Source organism: Pseudomonas sp. URIL14HWK12:I12, assembly GCF_003097135.1.
Lineage (GTDB): Bacteria > Pseudomonadota > Gammaproteobacteria > Pseudomonadales > Pseudomonadaceae > Aquipseudomonas.
In genome coordinates, this window is sequence record NZ_QEQL01000001.1 from 643,850 (window position 1) to 661,858 (window position 18,009).

Annotated in this window: 14 protein-coding genes and 2 riboswitches; of the genes, 4 read left to right on the forward strand and 10 right to left on the reverse strand. The window is 66.3% G+C overall.

Annotated elements, in window-relative coordinates; all coding sequences use genetic code 11:
• Positions 1-45: 45 nt before the first annotated feature.
• The 5 genes from F474_RS03065 to F474_RS03085 form a co-directional block, all read right to left on the reverse strand.
• Entirely contained in the window at positions 46-1,032 is a 987-nt protein-coding gene (locus tag F474_RS03065) for an ATP-binding protein (RefSeq protein WP_097084001.1), read from the reverse strand.
• Positions 1,029-4,766, reverse strand: a complete 3,738-nt coding sequence (gene cobN / locus F474_RS03070) for a cobaltochelatase subunit CobN (protein ID WP_097084000.1) — start codon at positions 4,764-4,766, stop codon at positions 1,029-1,031. Before cobN ends, F474_RS03065 begins: the two co-directional genes overlap by 4 nt.
• Before the next feature lie 3 nt (positions 4,767-4,769).
• The gene (cobW, locus tag F474_RS03075; RefSeq protein WP_097083999.1) at positions 4,770-5,834 is read right to left on the reverse strand and encodes a cobalamin biosynthesis protein CobW; all 1,065 of its coding nucleotides are present in this window, start codon (positions 5,832-5,834) and stop codon (positions 4,770-4,772) included.
• A gap of 97 nt (positions 5,835-5,931) precedes the next feature.
• A riboswitch (cobalamin riboswitch) is annotated at positions 5,932-6,123 on the reverse strand.
• Positions 6,124-6,163: 40 nt separating this feature from the next.
• On the reverse strand, positions 6,164-7,786 hold the full coding sequence (locus F474_RS03080; protein WP_097083998.1) for a PvdJ/PvdD/PvdP-like protein: 1,623 nt from the start codon (positions 7,784-7,786) through the stop codon (positions 6,164-6,166).
• 179 nt (positions 7,787-7,965) lie between these two features.
• A complete protein-coding gene (locus F474_RS03085) occupies positions 7,966-8,808 on the reverse strand; it encodes an NAD-dependent protein deacetylase (protein ID WP_097083997.1) in 843 nt (280 codons plus the stop codon).
• Between the two features lie 199 nt (positions 8,809-9,007).
• On the opposite strand from F474_RS03085, the gene F474_RS03090 reads away from it, so the two are divergent.
• Positions 9,008-11,068 carry a bifunctional diguanylate cyclase/phosphodiesterase gene (locus tag F474_RS03090; RefSeq protein ID WP_256577675.1) on the forward strand — a complete coding sequence of 687 codons (2,061 nt, stop codon included), beginning with the start codon at positions 9,008-9,010 and terminating at the stop codon, positions 11,066-11,068.
• Positions 11,069-11,071: 3 nt separating this feature from the next.
• Here the strand turns inward: F474_RS03090 and F474_RS03095 are convergent, their stop codons facing one another.
• Together F474_RS03095 and F474_RS03100 are read right to left on the reverse strand one after the other, a co-directional pair.
• Complete coding sequence (locus F474_RS03095) at positions 11,072-11,545, reverse strand: GFA family protein (protein ID WP_097083996.1); 474 nt, start codon at positions 11,543-11,545, stop codon at positions 11,072-11,074.
• A gap of 78 nt (positions 11,546-11,623) precedes the next feature.
• Positions 11,624-12,787, reverse strand: a complete 1,164-nt coding sequence (locus tag F474_RS03100; protein WP_097083995.1) for an MFS transporter — start codon at positions 12,785-12,787, stop codon at positions 11,624-11,626.
• Between the two features lie 53 nt (positions 12,788-12,840).
• Positions 12,841-12,979, forward strand: a riboswitch (cobalamin riboswitch).
• Positions 12,980-13,018: 39 nt separating this feature from the next.
• On the opposite strand from F474_RS03100, the gene F474_RS03105 reads away from it, so the two are divergent.
• Genes F474_RS03105 through F474_RS03115 form a run of 3 tightly spaced genes read left to right on the forward strand, consistent with a single transcriptional unit; the run spans position 13,019 to position 15,800 of the window.
• Positions 13,019-14,017, forward strand: a complete 999-nt coding sequence (locus F474_RS03105; RefSeq protein WP_097083994.1) for an ABC transporter substrate-binding protein — start codon at positions 13,019-13,021, stop codon at positions 14,015-14,017.
• Positions 14,014-15,027 (forward strand): iron ABC transporter permease, encoded by a 1,014-nt coding sequence (locus F474_RS03110; RefSeq protein WP_165830259.1) that lies wholly within the window; start codon positions 14,014-14,016, stop codon positions 15,025-15,027. The genes F474_RS03105 and F474_RS03110 overlap by 4 nt, the downstream gene beginning before the upstream one ends.
• On the forward strand, positions 15,024-15,800 hold the full coding sequence (locus tag F474_RS03115) for an ABC transporter ATP-binding protein (protein WP_097083992.1): 777 nt from the start codon (positions 15,024-15,026) through the stop codon (positions 15,798-15,800). Before F474_RS03110 ends, F474_RS03115 begins: the two co-directional genes overlap by 4 nt.
• Here F474_RS03115 and F474_RS03120 read toward each other — a convergent pair.
• The 3 genes from F474_RS03120 to F474_RS03130 all read right to left on the reverse strand — a co-directional run bounded on the left by F474_RS03120 (position 15,788) and on the right by F474_RS03130 (position 18,003).
• On the reverse strand, positions 15,788-16,405 hold the full coding sequence (locus F474_RS03120; RefSeq protein ID WP_097083991.1) for a hypothetical protein: 618 nt from the start codon (positions 16,403-16,405) through the stop codon (positions 15,788-15,790). The two genes, F474_RS03115 and F474_RS03120, sit on opposite strands and share 13 nt — an antisense overlap.
• Before the next feature lie 99 nt (positions 16,406-16,504).
• Entirely contained in the window at positions 16,505-16,849 is a 345-nt protein-coding gene (locus tag F474_RS03125) for an antibiotic biosynthesis monooxygenase (RefSeq protein ID WP_097083990.1), read from the reverse strand.
• The gene (locus F474_RS03130) at positions 16,846-18,003 is read right to left on the reverse strand and encodes a cytochrome P450 (RefSeq protein ID WP_097083989.1); all 1,158 of its coding nucleotides are present in this window, start codon (positions 18,001-18,003) and stop codon (positions 16,846-16,848) included. The genes F474_RS03125 and F474_RS03130 overlap by 4 nt, the downstream gene beginning before the upstream one ends.
• Positions 18,004-18,009 lie beyond the last annotated feature (6 nt).

The following is an 18,009-nucleotide window of genomic DNA, read 5'->3' on the forward strand; positions in this document are numbered from 1 at the left end:
GCTCGCCGCCGCCACGCGCCCCGGCCTGGCCGCGCGGGCCGGGGCTCAGGGCTTTTTTGGCCACCCCGGCAGGCTGCGACGCGGGCCGTTGGCTTCCGGCGTGGGCGGCAACTCCCCCCAGTCTCCGGACCGGCCCTGCGTCGATTCACTCCCTTGCGACTGTGGCGCCGGTGCAGGTGGCTGCTCTGCCGAGTTACGCCGATGCCGCAATGCAAACTCTGCGGTCGCGTCGATCGCGTGCTGGTCGATGGCCGGTTGGCTGCGCCAGGCGGCATGGGCACGCGCTGCACGCAGCCAGACCAGGTCAGCGCGCAAGCCATCGACCCCAGCGGCGTGGCAGCGCTCGTTGATCTGCGCCAGCGACGCATCATCCAGCGCGATGCCGGCCAGGCTCTGTCGAGCCCGAGCGCAGCGTTCACTCAACACCCGCTGCTCACTCGCCCAGTGTTCGATGAACGCTTGCGGGTGCTCGTCGAAGGCCAGGCGCCGACGCACGATCTCGCCCCGCTCAGCCGGCGCGGGTGAAACGTTCAACGCCACGCTCAAGCCGAAGCGGTCCAGCAACTGAGGGCGCAGCTCACCCTCCTCCGGGTTCATGGTGCCGATTAGCACGAACCGCGCCGGGTGCTGATGGGAGATGCCATCGCGCTCCACCCGGTTGACCCCGCTGGCGGCCACATCCAGCAGCAGGTCCACCAAGTGATCGGGCAGCAGGTTCACCTCGTCGACATAGAGCACACCGCCGTCGGCAGCCGCCAGCACCCCTGGCGAGAACCGGACCTGGCCCTCCCCGAGCGCCGCCTCCAGGTCGAGGCTGCCCAGCAGCCGCTCCTCCGTGGCGCCCAACGGCAGAGTGATGAACGCCCCCCCTTCGAGCAGGTCGGCCAGGCCGCGCGCCAGCGTGCTTTTGGCCATGCCTCGTGGCCCTTCGATCAGCACCCCGCCCAGCCGGGGATCGATCGCGGCCAGGCACAGTGCAAGTTTCAGGTCGTCGGCACCGACCACGGCGGCCAAGGGGTAATGCTGGGTCATGAGTCTTCTTCGCTGTCGATGAGCAGGTTTTCAAGCGCTGCCTGGTAGTCGCCGGGCGCTTGCCACAGGCCGCGTTGCTGAGCTTCGAGCAAGCGCTCGGTGATGTCGCGCAAGGCGGCGGGGTTGTTCGCCTGCAGGAAGCCACGAGTGTCGGGGTCGAGCAGATAGGCATCGGCCAGCTGAGCATACTGGTGATCGTCTACCAGCTCACTGGTGGCATCGAAGGCGAACAGGTTGTCGACCGTGGCCGCCAGCTCGAACGCCCCTTTATAACCGTGGCGCTTGGCGCCTTCGATCCATTTGGGGTTGGTAGCACGGCCGCGCACCACCCGCCCCAGCTCTTCTTTGAGTGTTCGAATGCGCGGCACATCGGCAACGCTGTGGTCACCGTGATAGCTGGCCGCCTCGCGCCCGCTCAAATGGCTTACCGCCGCCAGCATGCCGCCCTGGAACTGGTAGTAATCGTTGGAGTCGAGCAGGTCGTGTTCTCGGTTGTCCTGGTTGTGCAGCACCGCTTGCACCTGGCCCAGGCGTTCGGCGAAGGCTTCACGGGCCTCAGTGCCGTCCTCGCCGGTGGCGTAGGCATACCCCCCGTGGTTGAGATAGACCTCGGCCAGGTCTGCACGCTGCGCCCACTGCTGGCCTTCGATAGCGTTCTGCACGCCTGCGCCATAAGCACCCGGCTTGGCACCGAAGACCCGCCAGCTCGCCCGCCGCAGCGCCTGTTCGGGCGCCTGCCCCTCGGCCTGCAAGCGTGCCTGTTCCTGCCGCACGCGTGCTGCGAGCGGGTTCATGTCGCCCGGCTCATCCAGCGCAGCAACGGCCTGCACGGCGGCGTCAAACAGCCGAATCAGGTTGCCGAAGGCATCGCGGAAAAACCCGGATACGCGCAAGGTCACATCCACGCGCGGCCTGTCCAGCAGGCTCAGTGGCAGGATTTCGAAATCATCGACCCGCTGGCTGCCGGTCGCCCACACCGGGCGCACGCCCATCAGGGCCATCGCCTGAGCGATGTCGTCTCCACCGGTACGCATGGTCGCGGTGCCCCATACCGACAGGCCCAACTGCCGCAGGTAGTCGCCGTGGTCTTGCAGGTGCCGCTCAAGCAGCAGGTTGGCCGAGGCGAAGCCGATGCGCCAGGCGGTCACCGTTGGCAGGTTGCGCACATCCACCGAATAGAAATTGCGCCCCGTGGGCAGCACATCGAGCCGGCCGCGGCTGGGTGCGCCACTGGGGCCCGCCGGCACGAAACGCCCGGCCAGCGCAGCCAGCAACCCACCCATCTCGGCCTCGCCACAGCGGTCCAGGCAAGGAGCGACCTGCTCGTGCAGCCCGTTCAGCACCGAGCGCACCGGGGCGAAAGCGTCGTCGGCAGGCAGCGGCGCGCCGTCGATCAGCGCCAGCGCAAGGGCCTCCAGGCGCTCGCGCGTGTCGCCCTGAGTGCGCCACGGATCGCTGCTCAGCTGTTCAAGTATCGGGGGGCGGGGGCCGGCCCAAGGCTCGCCGAACAGGCAATCGAGCGGGTCGAAACCCAGGCCCAGCGCCTCGGCCAAGGCCCGCAGCAAGCTGGCATTGGCGCCCTTGCCGTCAGCGCGCGGTACCCGCAGCAACGCCGCCAGGGTATCGCTGCGCAGGCGCCCTGCCGGGGCTTGGCCGAACACGTGCAACCCATCGCGGATCTGCGATTCCTTGAGGTCGCACAGGTAGGTGTCCAGGGCCGGCAGCCAGGTGTCGGCAGCCTGGGCGGTATCCAATTGCAGCTCGCGGTCCAGCGCGGTTTCCCGCACCAAGGCCAGAATGTCCTTCTGCAGTTCCAGGGCACGGCGCGGGTCGAGCAACTGAGCCTCGTAGTATTCGTCGGCCAGCCGCTCCAGGTCGCGTAGCGGGCCGTAGGTTTCGGCGCGGGTCAACGGCGGCATCAGATGGTCGATGATCACCGCCTGGGTGCGGCGCTTGGCCTGCGCCCCTTCCCCGGGGTCGTTGACGATAAAGGGGTAAACGTTCGGCAATGGGCCGAGCACAGCGTCCGGCCAGCACTGGGCTGAAAGGCCCACACCTTTGCCCGGCAGCCACTCAAGGTTGCCGTGCTTGCCCACATGGACCACCGCATCGGCCTGCCAGGCATGGCGCAGCCAGAAGTAGAACGCCAGGTAGCCGTGAGGAGGCACCAGGTCTGGATCGTGATAGATGGCGCTGGGGTCTAGCTGGTAACCACGGGCAGGCTGGATGCCAACGAATACCTGGCCATAGCGCAGCCCCGCGACCATCATCCGGCCCTGGCGAAACATTGGGTCGCTGGCCGGGTGGCCCCAGCGTTCATTGACCGCTGCTTGCAAGCTCGGTGGCATGGCCTCGAACGCGGCGCGGTAGTCAGCCAGCGCCAGGCTTTGGGCACAGGGGCGCAGGTCGAGCTGCTCCAGATCATTGGTGACGCCGCCGAGCAGGGCGTGGATCAGCGCGGTACCGGATGCCGGCAGGTCGTCGACGCCATAGCCTTGCTCGCCCAGCGCACGCAGGATGTTCAGGGCCGCCGCGGGGGTGTCCAGGCCCACGCCATTACCAATGCGCCCGTCGCGGGTGGGGTAATTGGCCAGAATCAGTGCAACCCGTTTCTGGCCATTGGGGCGCGTGGCCAGCGCTGCCCAGCGTTTCGCCAACTGGGCAACGAACGCCATCCGCTCAGGGTGGGCCTGATAGCACACCACGTCGCTCTGGCTGCGGTCGCTGCGCCAGGCCAGGCTCTTGAAGCTGATTGGCCGGGCGATGATGCGGCCATCGAGCTCCGGCAGGGCGATATGCATGGCCAGGTCGCGCGGGCCCAACCCTTGGGTATTGGCCTCCCAGCCAGGCTGGTTGTCCTGCGCGCAGATCGCCTGGATCACCGGGATGTCGCGGCGCAGCGGGCGCAGGTTCGGCGACTCGGGGTTCGACAGCGCAAAGCCGGTGGTATTGAGCACCACCGCCGCGCCCGCTTCGTCCATCCAGGCCTGGGCCTGGGCGAGGCACGCCGGCTCCTTGAGGCTGGCCACCGCGATGGGCAGTGGGTTCAAGCCCTGCTCGACCAAGACGTGGCAGAACGTGTCGAGAAAACCGGTGTTTGCCGCCTGCAAGTGCGAACGATAGAACAGGATCGGCGCCACCGGCGCACCGGCCTTCCAATCACGCTGCCAGTCGGCCAGCGTCGGGGTTGCGACCTGCGGATGGTAGATCGCGCAGCGCGGCAACGCCTGCGCAGGCACCCAGGGCATAGGCCTGCCCAGATAACGGTCGGCGAGAAAGCCGAACAAAGACTGCGCATTACTCAGCCCGCCTTGGCGCAGGTACTGCCAGGCGTGCTCGGCATCAGCGGCCGGCACCGTGCACAGCTCTGCGAGCTGCGGGTCAGGCCGATCGTCACCGGGCACCATCAGCAGCTGCACCCCAGGCAAGGCGCGAAGCTGCTCTACGCCGTAGCGCCAGTAGCCCACCCCGCCGTGCAGCGACAGCAGGATCACTCGAGCGTGGCGCAGGACCTGATCGACGTAGAGGTCGACCGAAGCATGATTCTGCACCTGCATGGGGTTGGCCAGGCGCAGGCTGGGGTAGTCCTGCGGAAGGAGGCGTGCGGCCTCGGCCAGCAGCGCAAGGTGCGAATCACCGCTGCACAGGATCACCAGCTCCGCCGGGGTCTGGCCCAGGTCGGCAATGCTGTCGTCCGGCACGAAGCCACCGGGCTGTGTACGCAACAGATGCATGGGTCAGCCTTGCAGCGCGGCCAGCAGTTCGCCCTGCAGCGCCGCTGCGTCCAGTTCCTGGCCAATCAACACCATGCGCGTGACGCGCGCCTCGCCTGCCTTCCAGGGGCGGTCGAAGTGCTTGTCGAAGCGGCACCCTACCCCTTGTATGAGCAGCCGCAGGGGCTTGCCTGGCACGGCAGCGAAGCCCTTGACCCGCAGGATGCCGTGGCGCATTACCAGAGCGGTGAGTGCTGCCAGCAGTTTTTCTTCGTCAGCCTCGGGCAGGTCGAGGGAGATGGAATCGAATGCATCATGATCGTGGTCGTCCTCGCCGTCACCGTGGTGGCTGTCGTGGTGGCTGGGGCGGGTATCGATATGCGCTTCGGACTCACTGCCCAGCCCCAGCAGCACCTCCAGCGGCAGTTGGCCGTTGCTGGCCTCGATCACCTTCACCGCTGCGGGCAATTCTTCGCTGACCAGCTCGCGCACAGCCTTCAGGCCTTCGGCGCTGATCAGGTCGGCCTTGTTCAGCACCACCAGGTCGGCGCTGGCCAGCTGGTCTTCGAACAGCTCGTGCAGGGGCGACTCGTGATCGAGGTTGGGGTCGAGCTTGCGCTGCGCATCGACCTGCTCTGGGTAGGCGGCGAAGGTACCGGCGGCCACCGCCGGGGTGTCGACCACCGTGACCACCGCATCCACCGTGCAGGCGCTGCGGATTTCCGGCCACTGAAAGGCCTGCACCAACGGCTTGGGCAGGGCCAGGCCGCTGGTTTCGATCAGGATGTGGTCCAGCTCGCCTCGGCGTTGCACCAGCTCGCGCATCACCGGGAAGAACTCTTCCTGCACGGTGCAGCACAGGCAGCCATTGGCGAGCTCGTAAACCCGGCCGCTGGCCTCTTCCTCGGTACAGCCGATGCTGCATTGCTTGAGCAGGTCGCCGTCGATGCCCAGCTCGCCGAACTCATTGACGATCACGGCAATGCGCCGCCCCTGGGCGTTGTCGAGCAGGTGCCGCAACAACGTGGTTTTACCCGAGCCGAGGAAGCCGGTAACGATAGTGACGGGGGTTTTGGCCAGCGTCTTCATGCAAGTGCCCTATGGCTGCGGCGGGCACGGCGCCATGGCGTACGCAGGGCCAGGCCCGAACGCAGGCATTCGCCACCGGATCACCCCGCCCGGTTGAAATTGGAATTACGCTCGAGGCAGGTCTCCTGGCTCGGGCCGGGGCCGGCGCCTTCCCAGGCGGCGCGGCGTGCGGCCCAGTGGCGTTGCCGGCCCCCTGGGCCACTTACAGTTGCGGGGGCAGCCGCGGTGTCGCACCGCGTTCCCTATTAGCCTGCAAACGGTTGCAGGCACCTCGAACGCGCAAGGCTACGCGCTGCGCCAGCCCAGGGCAAGCGGGGGCGCCCGGCGGGTCAGGTTTGCTGCATGCCCGGCAGGTTACGTGCGTACCAGGGGCGCAATTTGGCCTGGTCGAGGTTGTCGCCCAGTTCACCACGCTCAAGCACCGTGACCCGCAGCGCCAGTTTCATGACGTCCAGGTCCTTCTCCACCGACTTGTCGATCCACATGCCGGGCCCTTCAGCGCAATCATGGCTCACCGGCCCCAGCCAGGGGTCGTCGATCTCCACCCACTTGCCCTTGGCGAACCAATGAACGCCGTTGAGCTCTGCGCGCTGCACCTCGCCGGGGTGGGCCATCTGGTGGGCGTCATACCAGTCGTCGATGCGCTCGTCGATCCAGCCGTGGAACCCCCAGAACACCGGGTTGACGTGGGAAGAGAATGGGTCGCCAAGGAAATCGTTCACCTGTGCGAACCAGCGCTCGGAAAAATCAGAGGGCGGCCGTGCCCAGGGTTGCGGCATCCCGTTGGCGGGGTCGCGCGGCACGCCGGCCCAACAGATGTGCAGCCAGTCATGCAAGGTCATTTCGATTGCCGAGCCGAACTGGCCCAAGGTCATGCTGGCCAGGTACTGCGGGTCGCGAAAGCGCGACTCCCACACCTGAAAGTTGCCGAAAAACGTATCGCGGCTTTTGATCCGCGCCACGCCAAGGCTATAGGCCTCGTCTTCGGGGGCCAGCCAGGTGGGCGGCGCACTGGTGCCATGGGCGTTTTCGAAATAGCGGATGAAGCCGACCCGGTCAGTTTCGGCCATCGGCACAGGCAGCGGAAAATGCTGCCAGGGCGGCGGGGCGTTCTTGGTACGGGCGATCCCCAGCATGTGCCGGTGCATGTACAGAAAGTCGATGCCTGAGCCGTTTTGGTCCTTGTACTTGCCGCGAGCGCCGCGTTCGTCGCCTTTGGGGCCTGGCTGCCAGCCCAGGGTGCGCAGGGCCACACGGCGGTCTTCACCGAGCAGGTGCCATTTGTCGCGCACGGTGTGCCATAGCTGATGCGCCACCCGGTGCTGCGGGGCGATCACCCAGGCGGCCAGCGCCGGGTCAAGCGGGGTGCGATCACGGGCCTCGACGAAGTCCTGCTTGCGCGCAATGAAGCGCTGTTCGAGCGGCTCGGCGGAGTCAGCCAGGTCGAGCCTGCGCAGGGTGCCGGAAAGCGTGTCTTGCTTGTCGACCCCGAAGCGCGCCCAGTCGTCGCTCAATTGCGCGACAAACTCATAAGCCGCCATTCGCCGCGGGCGTGTCAGGTCAAGCAGGCGCCAGCGCACCTCCCCCTCGCTGGCGCCGACCAAGTCGCCCAGTACCTGGTAATGGGGCGTGGTCTGGCTGTCGACCAGCTTGGCATAGTCATCCAGGTAACCGCGCAGGCCACGGCCGCGCTCACCGACGTCCAGCAGCAAGGTTGCCCCCTGCAAGGGGCTGCCCAACCCGGCAGGTGTGGCCAGCTCGATTGCCCACACCCCGCGCAGCAAGTTACCCAGCCGCTGCATAGGCACGTCGGCCACTTCCTGGCTGGCCTCATTGGGGGTGCCGCCTTCGGCCCACCACTTCTTGGCCGCGAAGGCACCTTTATAGGCCACTGGAGCCAAGGCACCCGCTGCTACCGCGCCCGCCATCAATGCGCGTCGTGAAAGTCTCATTCGATTACCCATCCCTTGGGCCTACCAGGCCAGACGTTCTTAAAACGAAAAACCGTTGTAGATCAGCATCTTGCAAACCGTAGGCAGGCATTCACGAGCACTTGACGGGTTGTTGACACAAAATGTAGCAGATTAGTGGCCCGGTTGGGAACTCGGGCCAGCGCGGTGAAACATGAAATTCACCCAGCCAGTTGTTGTACCAGCCAAGGCAAGGCTTGTTCACAAGGCTCGGCCGACTTCACCGCCCACAGCGGGTCGGCACGAGTACGCCCCAGGTTGATCGCCAGCAACGGTTTGCCTTGGCGCGACATCTCCTGGCAGAGGCGGAAGCTGGAATACGCCATCAACGAGCTGCCTACCACCAGTAGGCCGTCGGCCTCCTCCACGGCGGCCCAAGCCGCTTGGGCTGTCGCCTGGGCCACCCCATCACCGAAAAACACCACATCCGGCTTCAGGGCGTCGCTGCCACAGGCCGCACACAGGGGCATCTGGAAACGCTCAAGGAAGTGATTGGCCAGGTGCGCATCGCCGTCGGGTGCCAGCACCGCATGCACATCCTGAAGGCCAGGATTGAGCGCCTCGAGGTCCGCTTGCACTGACAAGCGCGAATGCACCTGCCCGCAGGTCAGGCAGCGAACCCGGTGCAGGTTGCCGTGCAACTCGATCACCGCCTCGCTGCCTGCTGCCTGATGCAGGCCATCGACGTTCTGCGTTACCAGCTCGCCCACCCAGCCGCCCGCCTGCAGGCGAGCCAGGGCCAGATGCGCAGCGTTCGGCCGGGCCTTGCCAACACCCTGCCAGCCGAACATAGCCCGAGCCCAGTAGCGCTTGCGCGCCTGCGCCGAGCTGACGAACTCCTGATGCATCATCGGCGCGTTGCCACGGCGCACGCCGTCGCTGTCCCGGTAGTCAGGAATGCCCGACGCAGTGCTGATGCCAGCGCCGGTCAGCACCATGAAGCGTCCGCGCGCCAAGTAGTGAGCCAAGGCGTGCAAGGTGTTGTAAGTGCGCACTTCGAGCATGTGAAAGCCTCCGGATGGTTTGCCAGATCCACGCCACAGCGTAATCCATAGCGCTTCGGCACAACGGCCCCTCTATCGGAAATCGGAGCTCTTGCCCACCCCCCTAGAGGGCAAGTTTCCTAGCCGGGTTTTTTGAGAGACACTGGCACCACGACATTAATCTATGGCGGATAGTGAAATCCCCAGATCGAGAGGCCCGATGACTGCACAGCCCACCGACTTGATGTACAAAGTGTTGGTGCAAGGCGTAGTGGACTACGCCATCTACTTGCTGACGCCCGAAGGCATCGTCGCCAACTGGAACGCTGGCGCCCAACGTGCCAAGGGCTACACCGCTGAAGAAATCGTCGGCCAGCATTTTTCGGTGTTCTACAGCGCAGCCGATCGCGCCGCGCGCCTGCCCGAAAAGGGGCTGGAAATCGCCCGTGAGCGCGGCCACTTCCAAGCCGAGGGTTGGCGCTACCGAAAAGATGGCTCGGCATTCTGGTCGATGGTGGTGATCGATGCCCTGCACGGCGACGACGGCACGTTGCTGGGTTTTGCCAAGGTGACCCGCGACATCACCGAGCGGCGCAAGGCCCAGGAACTCGTCGAGCAGCAGAAGGACGAGCTGGCTAGGCTGTCCTCGTTCCTGGAGGTAATCGTCGCCAATATTCCCTCCAGCGTGATCGTGGAGGATGCCGTCAGCCGATCGGTGCTGCTGGTCAATCGCCAGGCCGAACGCCTGTTCGGCATCGCCCCCCAACAGTGGCGAGGCCAGCAACTGCATCAGCACCTCGAGGCCCGTGTGGCCGACTACCTGGACCATGTGGTCGACGAAGCCATGCGCAGCGGCGCCCCCTTTCGCGACGAAGGGGTATTACCGACCGCGCTGGGGCCGCGCAGCTTGCGAACCACCGGGCAGGTCATCCTCGGCGCCGACCCGCGCAGCCGCTACGTGCTGCTGATCAACGACGACGTCACCGATGAACGCGCTGCCACTGCACAGATCCATCACATGGCGCACCATGACATCCTGACCGGGCTACCTAACCGCGCACTGTTTCGCCAGCGCCTGGACACGGCCCTCGCCAGCCCAGCGCCCAGCCGGCCGGTGACGGCAGTGCTGTGCCTTGACATGGACAACTTCAAACGGGTGAACGATGCCTTGGGGCACGGGGTCGGTGACGCGCTGCTGCGAGCACTGGCCAGCCGTCTGCGTCAGGAGCTGCGCGAGCATGACCTGCTGGCCCGCCTGGGCGGCGATGAATTCGCCGTGGTGTTGCCGGGCCTTGCCGGTGCCCCGGGCGCTGCAGTGAGCGCCCAGCGGTTGATAGACGCCGTTCGCGCACCGTTTCTGATCGACGGCCACACCGTCAGCGTGGGCCTGTCGATCGGCATTGCGCTGGCACCCGGGGATCATGACACCGGCGACCAACTGCTGCGCTGCGCCGACATGGCGCTGTATGAGGCCAAGCGCAACGGGCGCAACCGCTTCGAGTACTTTCGACTGGAGATGGACGAAGCCGCGCGCCGCCGCCGCGCTATCGAAATGGACCTTCGTGAGGCCATCGCCAAGCAGCAGCTAGAGCTGTATTACCAGCCCATCATCGATATGGGCCACAACACAGTGACTGGCTACGAGGCCTTGATCCGCTGGCCCCATCCGCAGCGCGGCTTGGTGATGCCGCTGGATTTCATTCCCATCGCCGAAGAAACCGGTTTGATCCACGACGTCGGAGCCCTGGCACTGCACTTGGCCTGCCGGGAGGCCGCCAGTTGGCAGAGCGACCAGACCGTGGCGGTGAACCTCTCGCCGATACAGTTCAAGAGCGGCCGGCTGCAGGCGCTGGTTGTCTCGGCGCTGGCAGAATCAGGGCTGGCGCCGCAACGTCTGGAGCTGGAAATAACCGAGTCGGTGCTGCTGGACGACAGCGAAGGCAATATCCAGACGCTGAAGGCACTCAAGGCCCTGGGCGTGCGCATTGCGCTGGATGACTTCGGCACCGGCTACTCGTCGTTGAGTTACCTGCGCTCGTTCCCGTTCGACAAGATCAAGATCGACAAGTCCTTCGTACATGACATGCACAACAGCCGTGAATCCCTGGCGATCATCCGCGCGATTACCGGGATGAGCCGCAGCCTGGAGATCCAGATCACCGCCGAGGGCGTGGAAACCCGTGAGCAATACGACCGGCTACGCGGCGAAGGCTGCTCTCACTTTCAAGGGTACCTGTTTGGTAGGCCGGTGCCGGCTGCGCAGCGGGTCAAGCAGCTCTGAGCGTCACGCTTCGAGTTCCAGACGCTGATGCCATTGAGCGATGGACTCCTGCGGGTATGCATCGAAACGCAGGTCTTGAGCACCACCCTGCACCTCCACCCACGGTGCTTTGGAGCCCAGCATCAAATGGGTGTGCTCCGGCGGCACCGGCAGCTCGGTATCGATGGCGCTGGCAAAAGGGTGCACCAGCTCTGGCCACTCCGGGCTGAACAACCACAACCCGCTGCCACACTGGCCACAGAAGTGCCGCTGGGCACTGCTCTGGCCGCCACCTTCCAGGCGTGCATGGTAGATGCGCACATGCCGCGTACCGTGAACCTTGAGGGTCTTGGCATCGCCGCTGAGGTTGATCGCGTAGCCGCCGCCTCCCTGGGTCTTGCGGCAGATCGAGCAGTAGCAGCGCTGGTAGGGATAGGGATGCGGGCTTTCAAGGCAGAAGCGCACGGCGCGGCAGTGACAGGATCCTTCGAGGTGCATGGTCAAGCTCCATGGGGAGGTAGCGGTCCTGCATGGACCACTACATGACCGTTGTGTTGCGCCAGGCCGTTAAAAAACTCAGCGGCCGGTCAAGGCCCTTAGAAATCGCGCGCTCGCTGCCACGAACGCCATCAGCAGTACCAGCGCTGCAAGCGCCCAGGAAAGGCCCACCAGGTGTGCCGCGAAACCGATCAACGCCGGGCCCAGCAGAATCCCGGCATAGCCCAGTGAAATCAGAGCAGGCACCGCCGTGCGCTGGGGCATGCTGGTCTGCTGGCCGACAGCGGTGAACAGCACTGGCACGACATTGGAGCAGCCCGCCCCGACCAACGCGTAGCCAACCAATGCTGCCGGCCAGCCAGGCAACAGAAGCGACAACGTCAGGCCTGCCGCCGCCAGCAGCCCACCGAACAGCACCACCTGCACGCCACCCAGGCGCGCCACGATGGCATCGCCGGTCAAGCGGCCGAGGGTCATGGTGGCGGCGAAGGCTGCATAGCCCAGCCCTGCCCAAGAGGGCTCCATGCCGCGCTCGCCGATCAAAAACAGGCCGCTCCAGTCCAGCATCGCTCCTTCGGTGAGAAAGACGATGAAGCACAGCAGGCCCAGAAACAGTACCGCCCCGCGGGGAACGGCGAAGGGTGGGCCCTCCCGTTCGCTGCCATAGGGCAGCAGGTGCGGCGCGGCGCGCCAGAGCAGCAGCAGGGTGAGGGCTATTACACACAAGACCGCCGGCAAGGCAGCCAGCCCCAGGCTTAGCAAGGCGGTCATGCCCGCTGCACCGGCGATACCCCCCACACTGAACAAGCCATGAAAGCCAGACATCAGCGGCCGTTCGCTCGCCTTGTCGACGATGACCGCCTGCACGTTCATCGCGCAGTCGAGCAAGCCCATGGCAGCGCCAAACGCCACGATGGCCAGGCCCAGCAGCCACGGTTGGCTGAAGGTGGCCAGGCCCGGCAAGGTCAGGCAGACCAGCAGCGCACCCAAAACCGTCACGAATCGGCAACCGCGCAGGCTGCACAAATGGCCCGCCAGGGGCATGGCTACGATCGAGCCTGCTCCCAGGCCAAGCAACATCAAGCCCAAGGTGCCGTCGCCCAGCTGCGCGCGGGCCTTGGCCAGCGGCACCAGCGGCGCCCAGGCCGACATGCACAATCCGGCGATGAAAAACGCGACACGGGTGGAAAACCGCTCGCCGGGGCCGGCAGCGTGGGAGGTCAAAGCAGAGTCGCCAGTCATGGAGCGTCCGTTCAGGCATGCAAAAGCCCCCACACTGGCCGCAGCCGGCGCCAATTGCAAGCTTGCACCGGGGCCGGCGCTGCCCTACCCTGCCCGCGCCTGAGTCGGGAAGCCGGTTCGAATCCGGCGCGGTCGCGCCACTGTATTCGGCCTTGCCGAAAGCCAGACCCCGCACAGGCCTATCTTTTTTTCGAGCATCGGGGCGCGAAACCCCCAGCGGAGCTATCGAACATGCGTACCGTCCTGCCGGCGCTGGCCTGCACCCTGGCCCTGAGCGGCCCGGCGCTTGCCGCCCAAGCCTATCCGATTACCCTGAGCAACTGTGGCCATACCCTCACCTTTGCGGCCGCGCCTGCGCGGGTGGTGAGCATCGGCCAGGCCAGCACCGAGATCCTGCTGAGCCTGGGGCTTGCGCCTAGAATAGTGGGTACCGCGCTGTGGTTCGGCCCGCTGCCGCCGCCCATCGAAGACGCCGCAAAGGGCATCCCGCGCCTGGCCGACAATGCCCCCAGCTTCGAGTCGGTGGTAGGCAAGGCACCTGAGCTGGTGACCGCCCAGTACACCTACAACATCGGCCCCAGCGGGGATGTTGCCACCTTCGAGCAGTTCCAGGGCCTTGGCATCCCCGCGTATGTGTCGCCCAGCGACTGCGACGGTAAAGCGGTGACCAGCACCTCCAATGGCGACGGCGCCCGCCAGGTTCCGTTCGACATGGCCTTGATCGACCGAGAAGTCACCGAGCTTGCACGCATCTTCAACGTGCCCGCCCAAGGCCAGGCTGTGCTCGACGCCCAACACCAGCGCCTCGCTCAGGCCGTGGCCCGCGCCCAGGCAGGCACCCAGCAGGCGTCGGTGGCGTTCTGGTTTTCCAGTGCACGCCTGGAAGGTGACGCCTGGGTCGCCGGCAACAGCGGTGTGCCGGGTTACATCGCCCGCACCCTGGGCCTGCGCAACGTGATCGACAGCGCCGATGAATGGCCCAATGTGAGCTGGGAGCAACTGGCCAAGCAAGACCCGGACTACCTGGTGATCACGCGCATGGACCGCCGCCGCTACCCGGCCGACGATGTCGAAAAGAAGCTCGCTTTCCTGCGCAGCGACCCGGTGGCCTCGCAGCTCAAAGCCGTGCGCAACCAGCACGTCATCGTGGTCGACGCTCAGTCGCTGAACCCCTCGCTGCGAGTGACGGCTGCCTTGGAGGCGGTAGCCCAGGGCGTGGGCACCCCATGAGGGTACCCGGCGTCGCCCTGATGCTGCTGGGCCTGGCAGCGCTACCGCTGAGCATGCTGCTGGCCGCCTCCATCGGCGAGCTGCCCGTGCCGCTGGTCACCACCGCCCAGGCGGTGCTCAACGGCCTGGGGCTGGGCCACTACGCGGTCACGCCTATCCAACAGGGAATCGTCTGGGACTACCGCGCCAGCCGCGCCGTGGTCGCCGCCTGCTGCGGGGCGGGCCTGGCGCTGTGCGGCACGTTGTTGCAGGCATTGCTGCGCAACGCGCTGGCCGAGCCCTACGTGCTGGGCATCAGCGCCGGCGCCTCCACGGGTGCCGTGCTGGTGATGCTGTTGGGCATCGGCGGTGGCGCACTGGGCTTGCCGCTGGGCGCCTTTCTCGGCGCCACCCTGGCGTTCGTGCTGGTACTGGCCCTGGCCGCGCGGCAGGGCAGCGGGCCCACTCGGATGATTCTCTCCGGGGTGGCCGGCGCACAATTGTTCAACGCGCTGACTGCCTACATCGTCTCCACCTCCGCCAACGCCGAACAGGCGCGCAGCGTGATGTTCTGGCTGCTCGGCAGCCTGAGCGGCGTGCGCTGGGGCGACGCCGGGCTGGCGTTGGCGGTGGTGGGCGTAGGCCTTGCGGTCAGCCTGCTGGCAGCGCGAGCCCTGGACGCCTTCACCTTCGGCGAAACCGCCGCAGCCAGCCTCGGCGTGCCGGTGCCGGCGGTGCGGCTGGTGCTGCTGGCGTGCACTGCACTGATTACCGCTGCCTTGGTGAGCATCGTCGGCGCGGTGGGCTTTGTCGGGCTGGTGATTCCACACGCTGCACGCTTGCTGGTAGGGCCGGGCCACACCCGGCTGGTACCGGCAGCGGCGCTGATCGGCGCGCATTTCGTGGTGCTGGCCGACATCGTCTCACGGGTGCTGATCCCTCAGCAGGTCCTGCCCATCGGCGTGGTCACTGCCCTGGTGGGGGCGCCGGCTTTCGCCTGGCTGCTGCAGCGCGAAGGGCGAAGCCGGTGAGCCTGCGCGCCGAAGCGCTGCATTGGCGCCTGGGCGGGCATGCCCTGCTGGCTGGCGTAAGCCTGCAGGTGCCCATCGGCGGTGTGCTGGGCCTGATCGGGCCCAATGGGTCGGGCAAGTCTTCCTTGCTGCGCCTGCTCGCTGGCCTGGCCAGGCCCGACGCGGGGCAAGTCTGGCTGGACGAGCGCAGCCTGGGGCAATGGCGCCGCCGGCCGCTGGCTCGGCGAATCGCCCTGGTCGAGCAGCACGCCAGCACCGAGGCGGATATCCGGGTGGAGGATGTTGTGCGCTTGGGCCGTACGCCCCATCGGGCACTGCTGGCCGGCGCATCGGCCGAAGACGAACAGGCCGTTTCGGCAGCGTTGGAACGGGTGGGGATGCAAAGCCGCCGCCTGCAAGCGTGGCACAGTTTGTCCGGTGGTGAACGCCAGCGGGTGCAGATCGCCCGGGCGCTGGCGCAACAGCCCAGTGAGCTGCTGTTGGACGAGCCCACCAACCACCTGGACATCCAGCACCAGCTCGAATTGCTGACGCTGGTGCGCCAGTTGCCATTGACGTGCGTGGTCGCGCTGCACGACCTGAACCTGGCAGCGCGCTTCTGCGACCAACTGGCACTGCTGCACCAGGGCACGCTGGTCGCTCAGGGCAGCCCGGCCGATGTGCTGACCCCCGAGCGGCTAAGGCGGGTGTATGGAGTACGGGCGCATGTCGAGACCTCAGCCGCCACAGGCCACCTGCGCATTGAATACCTGAGCGCCGATCAGAATCCCTGACTCACGCTCACCCCGTGGTTAAGCGAAAAACGCGGGTCGATCAGGCGCAGGCCTTTCTCGCCTTTGATCGTGGCAACCGTCACGTGATAGGTGTGGACTTTCTGCGTGAAGACGTCAGGGTCGCGGCTCAGCTGTTTGACCGAAGGGGCCTTGGCCCAGTCCGCTACCGGCTTCTGGCGAATGTCCAGGGTCACGTCCCAGGCTTGGTCCACCGCCGGCCCCTGCTGGCCCTTGGCCTCAGAAATATCCTTGATTTCAGCGATCTCGAAGCCGTCTGCGTAACAGAAGCCCTGCACCCCCACCTGATGGGCAGCGCGGCCAGCGTCGGTGAGGTCGTAGCTGGCGCCCGACTTCGTCAGCAGGCCTGCCGACACCAGGGCATCGAAGGCGGGGGCATTGCCGCTGGCAGGACCTGGGCCGGAGAAGCTTTCGCTGAGGGTCACCGGGAAGGTCTTGAACATCGGCGCGGTCACACAGGCAGCCCCATCGAGTTGAGAGGCCAACGCCGCTTGAATGTCGGCGTCGGAGGGTTTGTCGGTGCAGCCGGCGAGCGTGATGAGCGCGCCGCCCAGCACGGCCAGGCGGGCGAATACGGTAAAGCGCATGGGGTCTCCCTGAACAATGAAGTGAGCGGGCCTTGCGACCGCCCAGGCCACTGCAAAGTTCCCGGCCAACGCAGCGGGCCTGCGCTGGCCGGGCACGCTTCACCGGTGGGCTTGCTGGCTGTCGCCAGGGGCTTGTTGGCGATCGTTTCTGCCATAGGTGCGCAGCGCTTGGGCAATACAAAGCTGATAGTCGGCCAGCACCCGCCCACGGCCTGCCGATTGCGCGGCCCGATGTGCCTCCAGGTTGCGCCACTGCGCAACGGCTTCTTCATCTTCCCAGAAGGATAAAGACAGCACCTTGCCCGGGTCGGCCAGGCTCTGAAAACGCTCGATGGAGATGAACCCTTCGATGCCCGCCAGCAAAGGCCTGAGCTCAGCTGCCAGGTCGAGGTAACGGTCGTATTGGCCCTCAGCCGGCCACGCCTGGAAGATGACAGCGATCATGCCCGATCCCCCACGGCCTGCTGAAACCGCGGAATGCGGGCATTCAACGATGGCCAATAGTCCCAACCCAGTGACGGGGTCGTCGGCCCGCCCTGGTGCAGCCAGAGCGATACCGCCTGGGCCGAGATGAGCAAGGCCAGTGCCTGGCCGGGGCATTGGTGCCTCCCCCCACCGAAACTGAAGCTGCGCCGTTGCAGCCGGTGAAGCATGAATCGATCAGGGCTGATGTTCACGTTGGCATCCCGGTTGGCCGAGGCGAGCAGCAACACGATTGCATCGCCAGCCTCGAGCACCTGCCCGTGCACCGTGCAGCGCCTGGCGACGAACCGGCGGGTGTTCTGTACCGGCGCATCGTGGCGGGCGACCTCAGCCACCCAGTCGGCGATCAAGGCAGGGCTGCTGCGCAGCGAGTCGACGAGTTGCGGCGCCCGATGCAGCGCCACCAGCGCGTTGCCGATGAGCGCCGCGGTCGCCTCGCACGTTTGCGACATCAGGCCGATGAGGTTGGCGACCAAGGCCTGCTGGCCCTGGCGGCCCGCTTCATCGCAACCCTGGCGCACCAGATTCACCAATTCGCTGGCATAGCCCGCCTGGCCCCACAAGGCCCCCACTCTCTCGTTGAGCTCAGCTGCGGCCTGGTCAGCCAGGCACAGCGCGGTGGCATCGCTAAGCGGCGACAGGCAGGCGACGAACGCTCGCACCCGCCCCGCGATGTCTTGCAGCTCGTTATCGGGGAAGCCGATCAGCGCCGCCACTGTGCTCACTGGCAATGTGAACATCAGCGCATCCAGGTTCTGTGAAAGGTCGCCCAGCCCTTTCGCAGCCCGGGCCACCGCCTGGCTGACCGCTTCGGCAGGTATTGCCGCGAGCGCTGGCGCAATCGCCGCCCTGGGGCACGAGTGTGGCGGGCCTTCGTTCATGCGCATCAGGTGCCGGAAGATCTCGCCCGCCGGCCCCTGCCCCAGGGCGGCCGGCACCGGCTCGCCCAGCGGCCGCACCACGCACGCCGGGTGCTCCAGCACAGCCTGGATCGTTCGAGCATCGCTGGCGATCCAGGCGTTCACGTGGGCATCGAAATACAACCCAGGCCGAGCGCGCAGTTGGGCATAGAACGGATAAGGGTCCGCCTGGGTAACAGCTTGCAAAGGTGTCATGGCACG

Excerpts from the sequence above, each read along its gene's own strand:
- F474_RS03130 (WP_097083989.1), bottom strand. The coding sequence starts at position 18,003 with ATGACACCTTTGCAAGCTGTTACCCAGGCGGACCCTTATCCGTTCTAT.
- F474_RS03080 (WP_097083998.1), bottom strand. The coding sequence starts at position 7,786 with ATGAGACTTTCACGACGCGCATTGATGGCGGGCGCGGTAGCAGCGGGT.
- F474_RS03100 (WP_097083995.1), bottom strand. The coding sequence starts at position 12,787 with ATGACTGGCGACTCTGCTTTGACCTCCCACGCTGCCGGCCCCGGCGAG.
- F474_RS03095 (WP_097083996.1), bottom strand. The coding sequence starts at position 11,545 with ATGCACCTCGAAGGATCCTGTCACTGCCGCGCCGTGCGCTTCTGCCTT.
- cobW (WP_097083999.1), bottom strand. The coding sequence starts at position 5,834 with ATGAAGACGCTGGCCAAAACCCCCGTCACTATCGTTACCGGCTTCCTC.
- F474_RS03125 (WP_097083990.1), bottom strand. The coding sequence starts at position 16,849 with ATGATCGCTGTCATCTTCCAGGCGTGGCCGGCTGAGGGCCAATACGAC.
- F474_RS03090 (WP_256577675.1), top strand. The coding sequence starts at position 9,008 with ATGACTGCACAGCCCACCGACTTGATGTACAAAGTGTTGGTGCAAGGC.
- F474_RS03105 (WP_097083994.1), top strand. The coding sequence starts at position 13,019 with ATGCGTACCGTCCTGCCGGCGCTGGCCTGCACCCTGGCCCTGAGCGGC.
- F474_RS03085 (WP_097083997.1), bottom strand. The coding sequence starts at position 8,808 with ATGCTCGAAGTGCGCACTTACAACACCTTGCACGCCTTGGCTCACTAC.
- F474_RS03110 (WP_165830259.1), top strand. The coding sequence starts at position 14,014 with ATGAGGGTACCCGGCGTCGCCCTGATGCTGCTGGGCCTGGCAGCGCTA.
- F474_RS03065 (WP_097084001.1), bottom strand. The coding sequence starts at position 1,032 with ATGACCCAGCATTACCCCTTGGCCGCCGTGGTCGGTGCCGACGACCTG.
- F474_RS03120 (WP_097083991.1), bottom strand. The coding sequence starts at position 16,405 with ATGCGCTTTACCGTATTCGCCCGCCTGGCCGTGCTGGGCGGCGCGCTC.
- cobN (WP_097084000.1), bottom strand. The coding sequence starts at position 4,766 with ATGCATCTGTTGCGTACACAGCCCGGTGGCTTCGTGCCGGACGACAGC.